Source organism: Streptomyces bathyalis, assembly GCF_015910445.1.
Taxonomy (GTDB): Bacteria; Actinomycetota; Actinomycetes; order Streptomycetales; family Streptomycetaceae; genus Streptomyces; species Streptomyces bathyalis.
This window is the reverse complement of the sequence record NZ_CP048882.1, coordinates 4,686,398-4,700,347: the sequence shown is the minus strand read 5'-3', so window position 1 is coordinate 4,700,347 and position 13,950 is coordinate 4,686,398. Positions and strand designations below refer to the sequence as shown.

Genomic DNA, 13,950 nt, shown 5'->3' with positions numbered 1-13,950 from the left:
ACACAGGGAGTCACAGCCCGGCCGTCCACGACATTCAAGCAATGGTAAATTGTTAGCAACGCGAACGAACTGACGAACGTGGAAGGGACTTCGCGGTTCGAGCGAGAGAGAGGATCCGCCCCTGAGTGTCGACCGCCTCAACCAACTGCTTCTCCTCAGCACCCTCGTCCTGCTGTTCGCGGTCGCCGCAGTAAGACTCTCATCGCGCAGCGGGCTTCCCAGCCTGCTGGTCTATCTAGGAATCGGCATCGCCCTGGGGCAGGACGGCCTGGGCGTGCAGTTCGACAACGCCGAACTGACCCGCACGCTCGGCTACGCGGCCCTTGTGGTGATTCTGACCGAGGGCGGCCTCAGCACGAAGTGGCGTGAAATCCGCCCCTCGGTACCGGCCGCGGCCGTCCTCTCGACGGTCGGTGTGGCCGTGAGCGTGCTGGTCACGGCGACCGCGGCCCACTACCTCATCGGCCTCACCTGGCAGACGGCACTGCTCGTGGGCGCCGTGGTCTCCTCGACCGACGCGGCCGCCGTCTTCTCCGTGCTGCGCAAGGTGCCTCTCCCGAAGCGGCTGGCGGGTGTGCTGGAGGCGGAATCGGGCTTCAACGACGCTCCGGTCGTCATCCTCGTCGTCGCCTTCTCCCAGCTGCACTTCTCGCCGAGCCACTGGTACGTGCTCGTCGGCGAGCTCCTGCTGGAGCTCGCCATCGGACTCGTCATCGGGCTCGCGGTGGGCAAGCTGGGCGCGATGGGGCTCGGCAGGGTGGCACTCCCCGCCTCGGGCCTCTACCCGATCGCCGTGATGGCGCTGTGCGTGCTGTCGTACGCGAGCGGCGCGATGCTGCACGGCTCCGGGTTCCTCGCGGTCTACGTCACGGCGCTGATTCTGGGCAACGCGAAGCTGCCCCACCGTCCCGCCGTGCGGGGCTTCGCCGACGGGCTGGCATGGATCGCGCAGATCGGACTCTTCGTGCTGCTCGGCCTGTTGGTCACGCCGCACGACCTGGTCGACGACTTCTGGCCGGCGATCGGCGTCGGGCTCGTGCTGACGATCGTGGCCCGCCCGCTGTCGGTGATGTGCAGCCTGCTCCCCTTCGACCAGCGCTGGCGCGACCAGGCGCTGCTCTCGTGGGCGGGGCTGCGGGGAGCGGTGCCGATCGTGCTCGCGACGATCCCACGCGTCGCCGACGTCGGGGGCAGCGAGCGCATCTTCAACATCGTCTTCATGCTCGTGGTCATCTTCACGGCGGTGCAGGGGCCGACGCTGCCCTGGCTGGCGCGCAAGCTGAACCTGAGCGACAGCGACGAACCGATGGACATCGACATCGAGTCCGCGCCCCTGGAACGGCTGCGGGGACACCTGTTGTCGGTGGCCATCCCCCCGCACTCGAGGATGCACGGCGTCGAGGTGGGCGAGCTGCGCCTCCCGCCGGGCGCGGCGGTCACGCTCGTCGTACGGGACGACAAGAGCTTCGTACCGCTGCCGACGACGATGCTGCGCCACGGCGACGAACTGCTCGTCGTGGCGACCGACCCGGTGCGTGATGCGGCCGAGAAGCGGCTGCTGGACGTCGGCCGGGGCGGCAAGCTCGCGGGCTGGCTCCACGGGTCAATGCGGGACTGAGGGGCGAGGTCCGTTCGGGGCGCGGATCCGGACCACTTCGGGGCGGGTTCGGAGGCGGGGTTCGGGACGGCGTTCGGGGCGGGGGTTTCAGGGCCTCACGGGGCTGGTTCACGGGGATCACGAGTGCCGACGAGGCCGTTATCCTCCAGAGGGCAAGAGAATTCACCGTTCCCGCCTGACGCAGGGCTGGCGCGGCCGGTCGGCACCGCGCAAGAGGACAGCCTTCGGCGCAGCAGCGCGCTACCAGGTGGCAGAGAGGCTCGGCCGTGGCAACCCCGGCCACAGCGACCGGCGACCGCCGGAGCGGCTACGGCGCACTGCTGCGCACACCCGGCGCATGGCGCTTCCTGATACCCGGCTTCCTGGCACGGCAGCCGATCGCGATGCTCGGCGTCGGCACGGTGCTGCTCGTCGAGCACACCACCGGTTCGTACGGGGCAGCGGGCATCGTCATCGCGCTCTCAGGGGTCTCGATGGCCCTGCTCGCACCGCAGGGCGGCAAGCTCACCGACCGCTTCGGGCAGGGGGCCGTACTGGTTCCGCTCGTGCTGCTGCACGCGTTGTCGGTCTCGGCGCTGATCGTGCTGGCGCTGCGCGAGGCGCCGCTGTGGACGTTGTTCGCGGCCGCGGTGCCGGCCGGTGCGACCATCCCGCAGATCAGCCCGATGGTGCGGGCGCGCTGGTCGGCCTGCCTGAGCGGCCGGGGCGGTTCGGAGGGCCTGGACGGATCGGAGGGCCCGGACGGTTCGGAGGGCCGGAAGGGCAAGGGCGGCAGCGGCGACGCGGACGGCACGAGCGGCCGGGACGATCGGGGTGCCCCGTCGCTCGTCACGACGGCGGCGGCCTTCGAGTCGGTGACGGACGAATTCAGCTTCGTCGTCGGCCCCGTACTCGCGACGGCACTGTGCACAGGGGTGCACCCGGCGGCCGGCCTCGCCGCGGAGGTCGCCCTGATGCTGGGCAGCGGACTGCTCTTCGCCGCGCAGCGAGGCACCCAGCCGGAGGTGCGCCCGGGGGCACGGCGCCGTGGCGGCCGTGCCGGCAGCGCCACCGGCGAGGGCTCCGGCGGCGACGCCACGGGCGGCGAAGGCGGCGTCCACTCGGCGCTCGGCGTCAGGGGCGTGCGGGTTCTGATCGCGGCGCTGCTGGGCATAGGCACCGTCTTCGGCGGCATGCAGGTCTCGGTCGCCGCCTTCACGCAGTCCGCGGGCGCCCCGGAACTCAACGGCGTGCTGTACGGGGTCTTCGCCGCGGGCAACATGTCGGCCGCTCTCGCCGTCGGCACGGTGCACTGGAGACGGAGCGCAGACGTGCGGCTGCTGATCGCCTATCCGGTGCTCGTCCTGGCTGCGCTCGCGATGGCCGTGACGGCCCAACTGACGCCGTGGCTGCCGCTGGTGGGCGGGCTCGGACTCGTGCTGGGGCTGTGGGTCGCGCCGTCCATGATCACGGGCTTCACGCTGGTCGAGCTGCTGGTCCCGGCGGCGTTCCGCACCGAGGCGTTCACCTGGCTGACGGGCGCGGTGGCGCTGGGGCAGGCGTCCGGCTCGATGGCCGCGGGGCAGCTGACGGATGCGGCGGGCGCCGGCGCGGGCTTCTTCGCGCCGCTCGCGGGTACGGGGCTGGCGCTGGCCGCACTCGTCGTCTTCCGCCGCCGGCTCGCGATACGCCCGGGAGATCGCTCGTCCGGAGGTGGGGTGGGTCACCGTCCACCTGTCCCGGTGGACTGAGGCGCGGGAATACTGCAATATGGAGCGTCGTTAGCACTCACCGAGTAAGAGTGCCAGGAGGAGAACGTGCCGACGTACCAGTACCAGTGCACCGAGTGCGGCGAGGGCCTCGAGGTGGTGCAGAAGTTCACCGATGACTCGCTGACCGAGTGCCCCAGCTGTGAGGGCCGCCTGAAGAAGGTGTTCTCGGCCGTCGGCATCGTCTTCAAGGGCTCCGGCTTCTATCGGAACGACAGCCGCAGTTCGGCGAACTCCGGCAAGTCGTCCTCCGGCTCCTCCGAATCGTCGTCCAAGAGCAACGGCGACTCCTCATCGACCTCCGGGTCGTCCTCGACGTCCTCGTCCTCCGACTCCGGCTCCGGTTCGGGCTCCTCGGACTCGGCGAAGGCGGGCTCCTCGTCCTCCTCGTCGAACTCGTCCGGCAGCAACGACTCCAAGAGCACGAGCAAGGCGGGCAGTTCGGCCGCCTGAGAGCGCGGCCGAGACCTCTCGTGGACCGGGCGGGCCCCTGCTGGGCGCCCGCCCCGGAACTGCCGTGGCGGGCTTCACGGCCCGCCAGCGCGCGTTCGCATGCTCCCCTTAGGGTGGCCGCATGAGTGAACAGGCAGAGATCGGCGTCATCGGCGGTTCCGGCTTCTACTCCTTCCTCGACGACGTGACCGAGGTCACGGTCGACACCCCGTACGGCACACCGAGCGACTCGCTGTTCATCGGTGAGCTGGCCGGCCGTCGCGTCGCCTTCCTGCCGCGGCACGGCCGCAAGCACCATCTGCCTCCGCACCGCATCAACTACCGCGCGAACATGTGGGCGTTGGCCTCCGTCGGCGCGCGGCAGGTGCTGGGTCCGTGCGCGGTGGGCGGTCTCCGCCCCGAGTACGGGCCGGGGACGCTGCTCGTGCCGGACCAGCTCGTGGACCGCACCAAGTCGCGTACGCAGACGTACTTCGACGGTGAGCCGCTGCCCGACGGGTCCGTGCCGAACGTCGTGCATCTGGCCTTCGCCGACCCGTACTGCGAGGCCGGGCGGCAGGCATCGCTGGCCGCGGCGCGGGAGCAGGGCTGGGAGGCGGTCGACGGCGGCACGCTGTGCGTGGTCGAGGGCCCCCGCTTCTCCACACGCGCCGAGTCGCGGTGGCATGCCGCGCAGGGCTGGTCCGTCGTCGGCATGACCGGCCACCCGGAGGCGGTTCTCGCCCGTGAACTGCGGCTCTGCTACTCCTCGCTGAATCTCGTCACGGACCTGGACGCGGGCGCGGAGACCGGCGAGGGCGTCTCGCACGAGGAAGTGCTGCGCGTGTTCGGGGAGAACGTCGGACGGCTGCGGAAGGTCCTCTTCGACGCGGTCGGGAAGCTGCCCGAGAAGCGCGAGTGCCATTGCGCGGATTCGCTCGGCGGACTGGACCCGGGCATCGAACTCCCGGGCGCTCCGCGGGAGTAGGGGCTGCTGCCCGCGAAGGCGGCGGGTGGCGCGGGCTGTGCTGTCGGGCGTCGCCCCTCGGGTGCTCCCGGGCGCTGTCGCGGCAACTCCCCTTCGTGACGCGGTTGTCCACAACTGCCTGCTTATCCACAGATCTCGGCCGATTTCTCCAGAGGCGGCGCCGAGCCTGCAGTCTGGCAGCGGAAGACGGATTCTCCGACGCTCCGACTGCAGGCGGTGATCGTGATGCCCCGGGATTCTCAACACCGGTTCCACGGTGGTGGCATGGGCGGCCACGGTGAGGGCCGCGACGCGCGGTCCCGCAGCCGCCGCGGCTCCGGCCACATTCCTGGCCCCCGCGCGGTTCCTGACCTGACACCGGTGCGTCCTGCCTTCCGCGGCCGGCACCGCCTGCGCAGGATCGTGCGCGGACGGCGGCGCGTCACGGCGGCCGGGCTCGCCGTCGCAGCGGCGGCGCTCGCCGTCTGGGTCCCCCGCGGAGAGCGTGCCGATCCGGCCCACGCTCACGCCGGACGGGAGTCGCCGCCGGGCCGGGCCGCCACCACGTCACTGCCAGATCGGCATCCCACGGGCGGGCGGGAGCCGGGGCCCGTCGTCTCCGCTCCGGTGCGGATCGCGGACGCCGCGTCCGTGCGGCTGCTCCACCCGGGAGACCGGGTCGATGTGATCGCCGGACCGGACGGGACAGGGCGGGCCAGGGTCGTGGCCAGGGGCGCGCGGGTGGATCGAGTGCCCAGGTCCGTGGAGACTGGCGCGGTCGGCGCAGCGGACGAAGGAGCACTTGTCGTGCTCAGAGTGCCGCGCGGGACGGCCACCGCGCTCGCGGGCGCGGGGGCCGCCGGCAGGCTGGCGGTGACGCTGTGCTGAGCCGGCGATCCGCCCGCCCCGTGCGCCGCTGTCCGTACCGCACAGAAGTCGACACGAGACGGGTCGAAGAGCGTGACAGCTGTCGAGAGCGAGAAGAAGGGCCTGCTGACGGGATTCAGGGAATTCCTGATGCGCGGCAACGTGGTCGAACTGGCCGTTGCCGTCGTCATCGGCACGGCTTTCAGCAAGATCGTGGATTCTGTCGTCAAGGGTCTGATCAACCCGCTTGTGGGAGCGATAGGGACGAAGGACCTGGACAAGTACAGGTCCTGCCTGAAGGCACCCTGCGAGATCAACAAGACGACGGGCGAAGTGACGAGCGGCGTCCCGATCAACTGGGGTCCGGTGCTCAGCGCCTCGCTGACCTTCCTGATCACGGCGGCCGTCGTCTACTTCCTCATGATCCTTCCGATGACCAGGTACAAGGAGCGCCTGGCCGCGAAGAGCAGCACCCCGGAGGCGCCTGCGGAGGTGAACGAGGTGGACCTGCTGACGGAGATCCGCGATCTTCTCGCCGCGCAGCGCACCGGTTCGGACGGACCGGTCGGCCGGCAGCGCGAGAGTCAGGACGGGACGGTGGGCACGGAGAAGCAGTAGCCGGGCCTCACAGATGGTGCGGCGGCTTCTCCTCCAGGAAGCGGGCCAGATCCGCGGCACTCGCGGACTGCCCGCCACGGGACGTGCCGCCGTCGCCCTCCTGGCCTTCGCCCCAGCCGCTGTCGGTGTCGTCCGCCGAGCGCAGGCTGAGCGGATCGTCGAACGAGAGCCGGGCAGCCGGGTCGGGGGGCTGCTGCGAACCGGTGGTCATGCATGAAGCCTACGGCGTCCCGGCACGCCTGGTATCCATGCCGCATGACTACTCAGGACGCTCTGACGGACGTGCCGGGTGTGCGGGTCGGCCATGCCCAACGGACGGCAGCGGACAGCCCCGGCTGGCTGACCGGCACGACCGTCGTGCTTGCCCCGGAAAGCGGCGCCGTGGCGGGGGTCGACTCCCGCGGCGGGGCCCCGGGCACGCGGGAGACGGACGCGTTGGACCCACGGAACGTCGTGGAACGCATCCACGCGGTGGTGCTCACCGGTGGCAGCGCCTTCGGGCTCGACTCGGCCTCGGGGGTGGTGAGCTGGCTGGAGGCGGAAGGCCGGGGCGTGCCCGTGGGTCCCGACCCGGCGCAGGTCGTGCCCGTCGTACCGGCGGCCGTCCTCTTCGACCTCGGACGTGGCGGCCGCTGGCAGGCCCGTCCCGACCCGGCACTGGGGCGCGAGGCCGTGAAGGCCGCGGCAGCGACGGAGGCCGGGGCACCGGTTCCACAGGGCAATGTCGGTGCGGGCACGGGTGCGGTTGTCGGTGGCCTCAAGGGCGGCACCGGCACGGCGAGCACCGTGCTCCGCTCAGGGGTGACCGTCGGCGCGGTCACCGCGGTCAACGCGGCCGGTTCGGCGGTGGATCCGGCCACGGGCGTCCTCTACGGAGAGATGTGGGACCGGCTGCCCCATGTGCCGGACGACAGCACGCACTCGGAGGCGCAGCGACGGCTTGCCGAGGCCCGGGAGGAGACGGGCAGGCGGTCGGCGGGTGTGCTGCGGCCCCCGCTCAACACGACGCTGGCGGTGGTCGCCACGGATGCCACGATCACGCGCGCCCAGGCCCAGAAGATGGCCGGCACCGCCCACGACGGACTGGCACGGGCTCTGCGGCCGGTGCACCTCATGCACGACGGCGACACGGTGTTCACCCTGGCCACCTGCGAACGCTCCCTGAAGGACGGGGAGTTGAACGATCTCCTGGCTGCCGCGGCGGACGTGCTGACGAGAGCGGTGGTCAAGGCCGTACTCGCGGCGGAGGGAGTGGACGGGCCAGGCGGCGTGTTCCCCTCCTACGGGGACCTGTACGGCTCTGGCCGCCAGGGCTGAGGACCGGAAGCCTCCCGCCCCGGCGGCGGCTGGAAAGGCAGCCACGGGGCGAGGCGTGTCGGGGCGGCGCGGCGGGGCTTCCGCACGGCCGCATCGCCGCACCGCCCTGCCGCATCGCCCCGGGCAGAGAAGAGTCCCGGCGCTCGGGGGAAGGCACCGGGACTCGTTCCTGGGGCGGCTCATGGTCGCCGCCGCTCGATATGCGGTTGTCGTCGTGCCGTCCGTCTCCGCGATCACGCCGCGGGCCGGCCGCTCCGGCCGGGACCACGGCTCGCCCGTCAGGCGGCCGCGTCGAAGCCGGTGTCCGAGGCGAGCTTCTTCAGCTCCAGCAGGGCGTGCTTCTCGATCTGCCGGATGCGCTCACGCGTCAGCCCGTGCTGCTTGCCGACCTCCGTGAGCGTGCGCTCCCGGCCGTCGACCATGCCGTAGCGCGCCTTGATGATGGAGGCGGTACGGGAGTCGAGGCGGCCGATGAGCCCGTCCAGCTCCTCGCGGCGCAGCAGCGTCAGGACCGACTGCTCGGGCGAGGCCGCGGAGGTGTCCTCCAGCAGGTCGCCGAACTGCGTCTCGCCCTCTTCGTCGACGGACATGTTCAGGCTGACCGGGTCACGTGCCCAGTCCAGGACGTCGACGACGCGCTCCGGCGTGGAGCTCAGCTCGGCCGCGACTTCCTCGGGCTCGGGCTCACGCCCGTTCTCGCGGTTGAACTCCCGCTGGACGCGCCGGATGCGGCCCAGCTCCTCCACGAGGTGGACGGGAAGCCGGATCGTGCGGGACTGGTCGGCGATGGAGCGCGTGATGGCCTGCCGGATCCACCACGTCGCGTACGTGGAGAACTTGAAGCCCTTGCGGTAGTCGAACTTCTCGACCGCGCGGACGAGGCCGGCGTTGCCCTCCTGGATCAGGTCCAGCAGGGGCAGCCCGCTGCGCGGATACCGCCGGGCCACGGCCACGACGAGACGGAGGTTGGAGCGGATGAATACGTCCTTGGCGCGCTCGCCCTCGGCGACGATCGCTTCCAGCTCCTCGCGGGTCGCTGTCGCGCTCGCGGACTCGGTGCCCAGCGGCTCCTCGTCCTTGTCCAGTATTCGCCGGGCGTAGACCCCGGCCTCGATGGCGAGCGACAGCTCGACTTCCTTAGCCGCGTCGAGGAGCGGTGTACGCGCGATCTCGTCGAGATACATGCCGACCAGGTCGCGGTCCGCGACTTCGCTGCCTGCGGCGCGAACACTGCTTGCCGTGTCAGTGGCACCGGTCGCGGTGGCCTGACGACGGGCGACGGCACGGGTTGCCATGCGTGCTCCCTTGCGAGTGGACTCGTTCAATCTGGTCGGTGGCTTGGGTCGGACACCCCCCGGGTGCCCCCATCCGTAGGAAACAACGAGCGGAAACCGGACTTAATTCCCAACCGGCGCGTCATTTTCCTGATCATGCAGTACCCTGTCCGGCCACAATCGGGGAGCCGGGGCCGATGGGCCCTGAAGGCACTGGTCGGAGCGCGTGCCGGGGGAAGATCAGAGGAGCCGCGCGGTGGTCGCGGTGTCCGCGCGGCGCGCCGTCCGCCGTCTTCGGCACCATTCGTCACGCCTGCTGAGCAGGACCCTCGACGAAGGCTCTCCCCCATAGAGACGACTCGGAGGGGCTGTTAGTTGCACGGAACCGCCCGGTCTTCCGGAAAAGCCGACCCGGGGCGGTGGCGACCGCCCGCAAAGCTCCACCGCACACCACGAAGCGGAACCGGTGGAACCGCATCCGGCCAATCTTGCCGGGTCGCCCTGCCGGGTCGCCCTCGGCCCGGGGGACCTCCGGGAAGGCCCTCCGGTCCGGCGGCTCGCGACTCCTGCGATCCAGTCCCTCCGACCGACGCGATCACGCGTGCCGGGGGCCGGCCGGGCCCGAGCCCTGGTGATCTGGCTCCCGCCCGCGTCGGCCCCCACGCGGGAGTCCCGGGGACAGGCCGGTCCGCCGAAATCCCCCGACACCGGTCCGCCGAAATCCCCGACCCCGGTCCGCCGGCACCCCCGACCCCTGCTCTCGCCCCCGCGCTCGCCGGGAAGGTACGCCCCATGGGCCGCCCGGTGACCGCCGCGGGAGCGGTTCGTAGACCCCGCAGCCGCCATCTCCCTCCGCGTGACGGTGAATGGCCGTCGGAAGACAGGGTAGTTGCCGCTTCAACGACCCCCTGACGGGAGGACGTGTGCGTGCGTGTGCCCGTGGTACCGCAACGCACAGAAATCGCACGTCACTTGGACAGGAGTTCCATGAGCACCCCGACTACGGCCGACGCCGGCTCCGCCCAGCTCAAGGTCGCCGTCATCTACTACTCCTCCACCGGCACCATCGCCGCCCTCGCCAAGGAGATCGGCGAGACCGCGGAGAAGGCGGGCGCAGAGGTGCGTCTGCGCCGCGCACCGGAACTGGCGCCCCAGTCCGCGATCGACTCCAACCCCGCCTGGGCCGAGAACCAGCGGGCGACCGCCGACATCCCCGAGGCCTCCCCCGAGGACGTGGACTGGGCGGATGCCGTGCTCTTCGGCACGCCGACCCGTTTCGGGAACGTCTCGTCACAGCTGAAGCAGGTGCTCGACCAGCTCGGCGGCTTGTGGGCCGAGGGCAAGCTGGCCGACAAGGTCTACAGCGGATTCACCTCTTCCGCCTCGCAGCACGGCGGCCAGGAATCGACGCTGCTCGCCCTGTACACGACCATCCACCACTTCGGAGGGCTGATCGCCGCGCCGGGGTACACCGACCCGTCCAAGTTCGCCGACGGCAACCCGTACGGCACGTCGCACACCGACGCTCAGGGCGCCAATCCGGTGGACGAGACCGCACGCACGGCAGCGCGGGTCCAGGCCGAACGCGTGGTCCGCATAGCCCGCGGGGTCAAGTCCGGGCTGGCGGCCTGACGGCCCGGCACCCGCACACGGTCCACGCGCGCCCGGTCCACGCACACGGTTCATCGGCCCGTGCGCACCCGGCCCGCTCACCTGCGGGCCGGGTGCGGCCACCGGTAACCCCCGCGACTGCACCTCGTCGGCCCGTACGCCTTCGCACCCCGCGCCGGCCGCACCCGACAGGGCTGAACTCGCCCCCGCCGCCAGTGGACTGGACCGATGAACATCCGCGCGGCGTCTGGTCCTCCAATCGCCCCGCTGCAACGATGTGCGCTCCCGTATGCCCGGCTTCATGGGACCCGTGTGAGGAGCACCCATATGCAGCAGACGCCGCCGTCACAGCCCACCACCCGCAGACAGATCCTCGCCGGAGCCGGAGCGGCCGGCATCGCGGCGGCCCTCGCCCTCCCTGGGAGCACGGCACAGGCGGCCGCCGAGGACAAGGAGCGCAACCGGCGCGCGGCACGCGCCCTGCTCGGACGCATGTCACTCAAGGAGAAGATCGGGCAGCTCTTCGTCGTCGAGGTCTACGGGAAGTCGGCGGACACCGAGCACGCCAAGAACAAGGAGCTGTACGGGGTTTCGACGCCGGCGGAGGTCATCGCCAAGTACCGTCCCGGCGGCGTCATCTACTTCGACGCGCGTCGCGGCCCGGACAACCTGAAGGAGCCGAGCCAGGTCGCCGGCCTCTCCAACGGTCTTCAGCGCGCGTCGCTCCGCACGGGCGCCCGCATCCCGCTGCTGGTCTCCATCGACCAGGAGGGCGGCAGCGTCGTCTACCGCATGCTGGAGCCGGCAACCCAGCTGCCGGGCAACATGGCGCTGGCGGCGGGCCGTTCACAGGGCGACGTCCGCCGCTCGTCCGAGATCATCGGAACCGAGCTGGCCGCGATGGGCATCAACCAGAACTACGCGCCCGTCGCCGACGTCAACATCAACCCGGACAACCCGATCATCGGCGTCCGCTCCTTCGGCTCCGATCCCTCGCTGTGCTCGCAGCTGGTCGCCGAGTCCGTACGCGGCTACCACCGCGGCGAAGTGGCCAGCGCCGCAAAGCACTTCCCGGGCCACGGTGACACCGACGTCGACAGCCACACCGGCCTTCCCGTCATCAAGCACACGCGCGCGGAGCTGGACGAGATCGATCTGCCGCCGTTCCGCGCCGCCATCGCACGCGGCGTCGACACGATCATGACGGCCCACATCGTCGTCCCCTCACTGGACTCCAGCGGCGTCCCGGCGACCATGTCGAAGCCCATCGTGACGGGGCTGCTCCGCGAGGAGCTCGGCTTCCGCGGCCTCATCGTGACCGACGCCCTCGACATGGGCGGCGCCACCGAGGACTTCCCGCCGGACGTCGCTCCCGTACGGGCGCTCAAGGCCGGCTGCGACCAGCTCGTCCTCGCCCCGAAGGCCGACACCGCTCACGCCGCCGTCCTCAAGGCCGTCGAGAGCGGCGAGGTCACCGAGGACAGGCTCGACGCGTCCGTCCTGCGCATCCTGGAGCACAAGCTGCGCAACGGCCTCTTCCCGCGTCCGTACGTCGACGAGAAGCGCGCCGCCCGCGTCGTCGGCAACCGCCGCCACGCCGCGGACTGCGCCAGCATCACCGACCGCACGGTCACGCTGGTGCGCAACGAGGGCGGCACTCTGCCCCTCTCGGACGCCAAGCGCACAGTCCTCGTCACCGGCTGGGACGCGAGCCAGGTCGGCACCGTCGCCGACACGGTCGGCAAGCGGTCGGGCCAGGGGGCCACCCCGCTGGCGACCGGCGCGACTCCCGCCGCCGCGAAGATCGAGGAAGCCGTCACCGCGGCCGGTCAGCACGACGTGACCGTCGTCCTGACCAACGCCGCCGCGTCCCCCAAGGACAAGGGCGCCGCGCAGGCGGACCTGGTCAAGGCGCTGATGAAGACGGGCAGGCCGGTCGTCGCGGTCGCCGTGCGCAACGCCTACGACATCCGCCGCTTCCCCGACGTGCCCGCCTACCTGGCCACGTTCTCGTACGGGAAGCAGTCACTGACGTCCCTCGTACGGGTCCTGTACGGCGACATCGACCCGGCGGGCAAGCTCCCGGTCAGCATCCCGGCCCTCGGCGACGGCGGCGGGACCCTCTACGAGTACGGGCACGGCCTCGGCTACTGATCACAGCCGCTGACTCGCGGGCGGCCGGTGCGTCGCCGCCCGGGTGCCACGGCCGCGGAACTCTCCGGTGCAGCGCCCGGTCCCTCCCTCGGACGGGGCGCTGTCCTCTGTGCGGTGCTCCTGACAAGGGGACGTTCGGCCCCTCGACGGGACCTCACGGGCCCTCGGCGCAGTGCCACCACGGGCAGGAGTGTTGAGCGAGTAGACGGACGCCGCGGGCCCGGCGCGTGAGGTTCGTCGACGACGGCCCCAGGGCGGTGGCCGCCGCAGTCGAACAGCAGGGAGTGTTCATGTCCTCCACCTCATTCGCCCGGAGCGAGGTGGTCGAGAATCTCGTCCGGGATGCGTCCATGGCACCGTCCATGCACAATGCGCAGCCGTGGCGGTTCCAGTACAGCCGCGCCGGCGACTCGATCACTCTGCGGGCCGACCCGGAGCGGGCCATGCCGCACGCCGACCCGCAGTTGCGAGCGTTGCATCTGGGCTGTGGCGCGGCGCTGTTCAATCTGCGGGTGGCAGCTCAGCACGCGGGGTTCCGTCCCGTTGTGACGACTCTGCCCGACCCGGACGACTGGCAGATCCTGGCGCACGTGTCGCTGAGGGAGTCGGCGGGGACCATCGACCCCGGTCTGGCAGCCCTCCACACGGCGATCGCCGAGCGGCGCACGAGCCGCCGCCCGTTCGACGAGCGGCCGATACCCGACGAGCTCGCGGACCGTCTTGTCGCGCAGGCCCGCGCGGAGGGCGGCCGGCTGGCGTTCCTCTCGGGCTGGCACCTGTCGCTGGTACTCGATGTGATCGAGGAGGCGGAGCTGAGTTCGGCGCACTCGGGCGACCCGGACGAGCAGCGCTGGGTGCGTACGGGCGTGAAGCTCTCCGACGCGGCCACGGACGGCATCCCGGAGACCGGCTTCGGCCCCCGCAGGAGCGACGGCAGGGCGCCGGTGCGCGACTTCGCACGGGGCAGGAGCGAGACGGGCGACGCCGGCCCCGGCACGGCTGCGTTCGAGCACATGCCGCTTCTGGGGCTGCTCTGCACCGAGCACGACCACCCGTCCGACTGGCTGGCCGCGGGACAGGCCATGGAGCGGACGCTGCTGACGGCCACGCGGGAGGGTCTGGCCACCTCCTTCGCCACGCAGGCGCTGGAGCGCTCGGAGCTGCGCTGGCTGCTGCGCGACCCAGTGTGGGGAGCGGGCCCGGTCCAGATGGTGATCCGGCTGGGATACGGACCGCTGGGGCGGCCCACGCCGCGCCGTCCGGTGCGTGAGGTGCTCGAGGTCGTGCAGTGAGGTCCGGCGGAGGTTCTGACGCAGCTCAGAGCTCTGAGCTCTGAGCTCTGAG

General features: G+C 71.4%; 12 protein-coding genes. 10 read left to right on the top strand and 2 right to left on the bottom strand.

Features of this window, described 5'->3' with window-relative positions:
* Window positions 1–121: 121 nt before the first annotated feature.
* The 6 genes from G4Z16_RS20455 (at window position 122) to mscL (ending at window position 6,250) form a co-directional block, all read left to right on the top strand.
* The gene (locus tag G4Z16_RS20455) at window positions 122–1,618 is read left to right on the top strand and encodes a potassium/proton antiporter (RefSeq protein ID WP_197354785.1); all 1,497 of its coding nucleotides are present in this window, start codon (window positions 122–124) and stop codon (window positions 1,616–1,618) included.
* Between the two features lie 266 nt (window positions 1,619–1,884).
* The gene (locus tag G4Z16_RS20450; protein WP_197352164.1) at window positions 1,885–3,348 is read left to right on the top strand and encodes an MFS transporter; all 1,464 of its coding nucleotides are present in this window, start codon (window positions 1,885–1,887) and stop codon (window positions 3,346–3,348) included.
* Window positions 3,349–3,414: 66 nt separating this feature from the next.
* Window positions 3,415–3,819: an FmdB family zinc ribbon protein gene (locus G4Z16_RS20445; RefSeq protein WP_197352163.1), complete on the top strand. Its 405-nt coding sequence runs from the start codon at window positions 3,415–3,417 to the stop codon at window positions 3,817–3,819.
* Window positions 3,820–3,940: 121 nt separating this feature from the next.
* Complete coding sequence (locus G4Z16_RS20440) at window positions 3,941–4,786, top strand: S-methyl-5'-thioadenosine phosphorylase (protein WP_197352162.1); 846 nt, start codon at window positions 3,941–3,943, stop codon at window positions 4,784–4,786.
* Between the two features lie 264 nt (window positions 4,787–5,050).
* A complete protein-coding gene (locus tag G4Z16_RS20435) occupies window positions 5,051–5,653 on the top strand; it encodes a hypothetical protein (protein ID WP_246530964.1) in 603 nt (200 codons plus the stop codon).
* 72 nt (window positions 5,654–5,725) lie between these two features.
* Entirely contained in the window at window positions 5,726–6,250 is a 525-nt protein-coding gene (gene mscL, locus G4Z16_RS20430; RefSeq protein ID WP_281393704.1) for a large conductance mechanosensitive channel protein MscL, read from the top strand.
* 7 nt (window positions 6,251–6,257) lie between these two features.
* Here the strand turns inward: mscL and G4Z16_RS20425 are convergent, their stop codons facing one another.
* Complete coding sequence (locus tag G4Z16_RS20425) at window positions 6,258–6,461, bottom strand: hypothetical protein (RefSeq protein WP_197352161.1); 204 nt, start codon at window positions 6,459–6,461, stop codon at window positions 6,258–6,260.
* Between the two features lie 44 nt (window positions 6,462–6,505).
* Here G4Z16_RS20425 and G4Z16_RS20420 point away from each other — a divergent pair, with 44 nt between their 5' ends.
* Window positions 6,506–7,567, top strand: coding sequence for a P1 family peptidase (locus tag G4Z16_RS20420; RefSeq protein WP_197352160.1), 1,062 nt, complete (start codon window positions 6,506–6,508; stop codon window positions 7,565–7,567).
* Between the two features lie 278 nt (window positions 7,568–7,845).
* On the opposite strand, the gene G4Z16_RS20415 is transcribed toward G4Z16_RS20420, so the two are convergent.
* Window positions 7,846–8,862, bottom strand: coding sequence for a sigma-70 family RNA polymerase sigma factor (locus tag G4Z16_RS20415; protein ID WP_028437161.1), 1,017 nt, complete (start codon window positions 8,860–8,862; stop codon window positions 7,846–7,848).
* 966 nt (window positions 8,863–9,828) lie between these two features.
* Here G4Z16_RS20415 and wrbA point away from each other — a divergent pair.
* The 3 genes from wrbA (at window position 9,829) to G4Z16_RS20400 (ending at window position 13,898) form a co-directional block, all read left to right on the top strand.
* Window positions 9,829–10,473, top strand: a complete 645-nt coding sequence (gene wrbA / locus G4Z16_RS20410) for an NAD(P)H:quinone oxidoreductase (protein WP_197352159.1) — start codon at window positions 9,829–9,831, stop codon at window positions 10,471–10,473.
* A 306-nt stretch (window positions 10,474–10,779) separates the two neighbouring features.
* Window positions 10,780–12,606 carry a glycoside hydrolase family 3 protein gene (locus tag G4Z16_RS20405; RefSeq protein ID WP_197352158.1) on the top strand — a complete coding sequence of 609 codons (1,827 nt, stop codon included), beginning with the start codon at window positions 10,780–10,782 and terminating at the stop codon, window positions 12,604–12,606.
* 290 nt (window positions 12,607–12,896) lie between these two features.
* Window positions 12,897–13,898 carry an Acg family FMN-binding oxidoreductase gene (locus G4Z16_RS20400; protein ID WP_197352157.1) on the top strand — a complete coding sequence of 334 codons (1,002 nt, stop codon included), beginning with the start codon at window positions 12,897–12,899 and terminating at the stop codon, window positions 13,896–13,898.
* The last annotated feature ends 52 nt before the right edge of the window (window positions 13,899–13,950 follow it).

Excerpts from the sequence above, each read along its gene's own strand:
- G4Z16_RS20440 (WP_197352162.1), top strand. The coding sequence starts at position 3,941 with ATGAGTGAACAGGCAGAGATCGGCGTCATCGGCGGTTCCGGCTTCTAC.
- wrbA (WP_197352159.1), top strand. The coding sequence starts at position 9,829 with ATGAGCACCCCGACTACGGCCGACGCCGGCTCCGCCCAGCTCAAGGTC.
- G4Z16_RS20415 (WP_028437161.1), bottom strand. The coding sequence starts at position 8,862 with ATGGCAACCCGTGCCGTCGCCCGTCGTCAGGCCACCGCGACCGGTGCC.
- G4Z16_RS20425 (WP_197352161.1), bottom strand. The coding sequence starts at position 6,461 with ATGACCACCGGTTCGCAGCAGCCCCCCGACCCGGCTGCCCGGCTCTCG.
- G4Z16_RS20400 (WP_197352157.1), top strand. The coding sequence starts at position 12,897 with ATGTCCTCCACCTCATTCGCCCGGAGCGAGGTGGTCGAGAATCTCGTC.
- G4Z16_RS20435 (WP_246530964.1), top strand. The coding sequence starts at position 5,051 with ATGGGCGGCCACGGTGAGGGCCGCGACGCGCGGTCCCGCAGCCGCCGC.
- G4Z16_RS20420 (WP_197352160.1), top strand. The coding sequence starts at position 6,506 with ATGACTACTCAGGACGCTCTGACGGACGTGCCGGGTGTGCGGGTCGGC.
- G4Z16_RS20405 (WP_197352158.1), top strand. The coding sequence starts at position 10,780 with ATGCAGCAGACGCCGCCGTCACAGCCCACCACCCGCAGACAGATCCTC.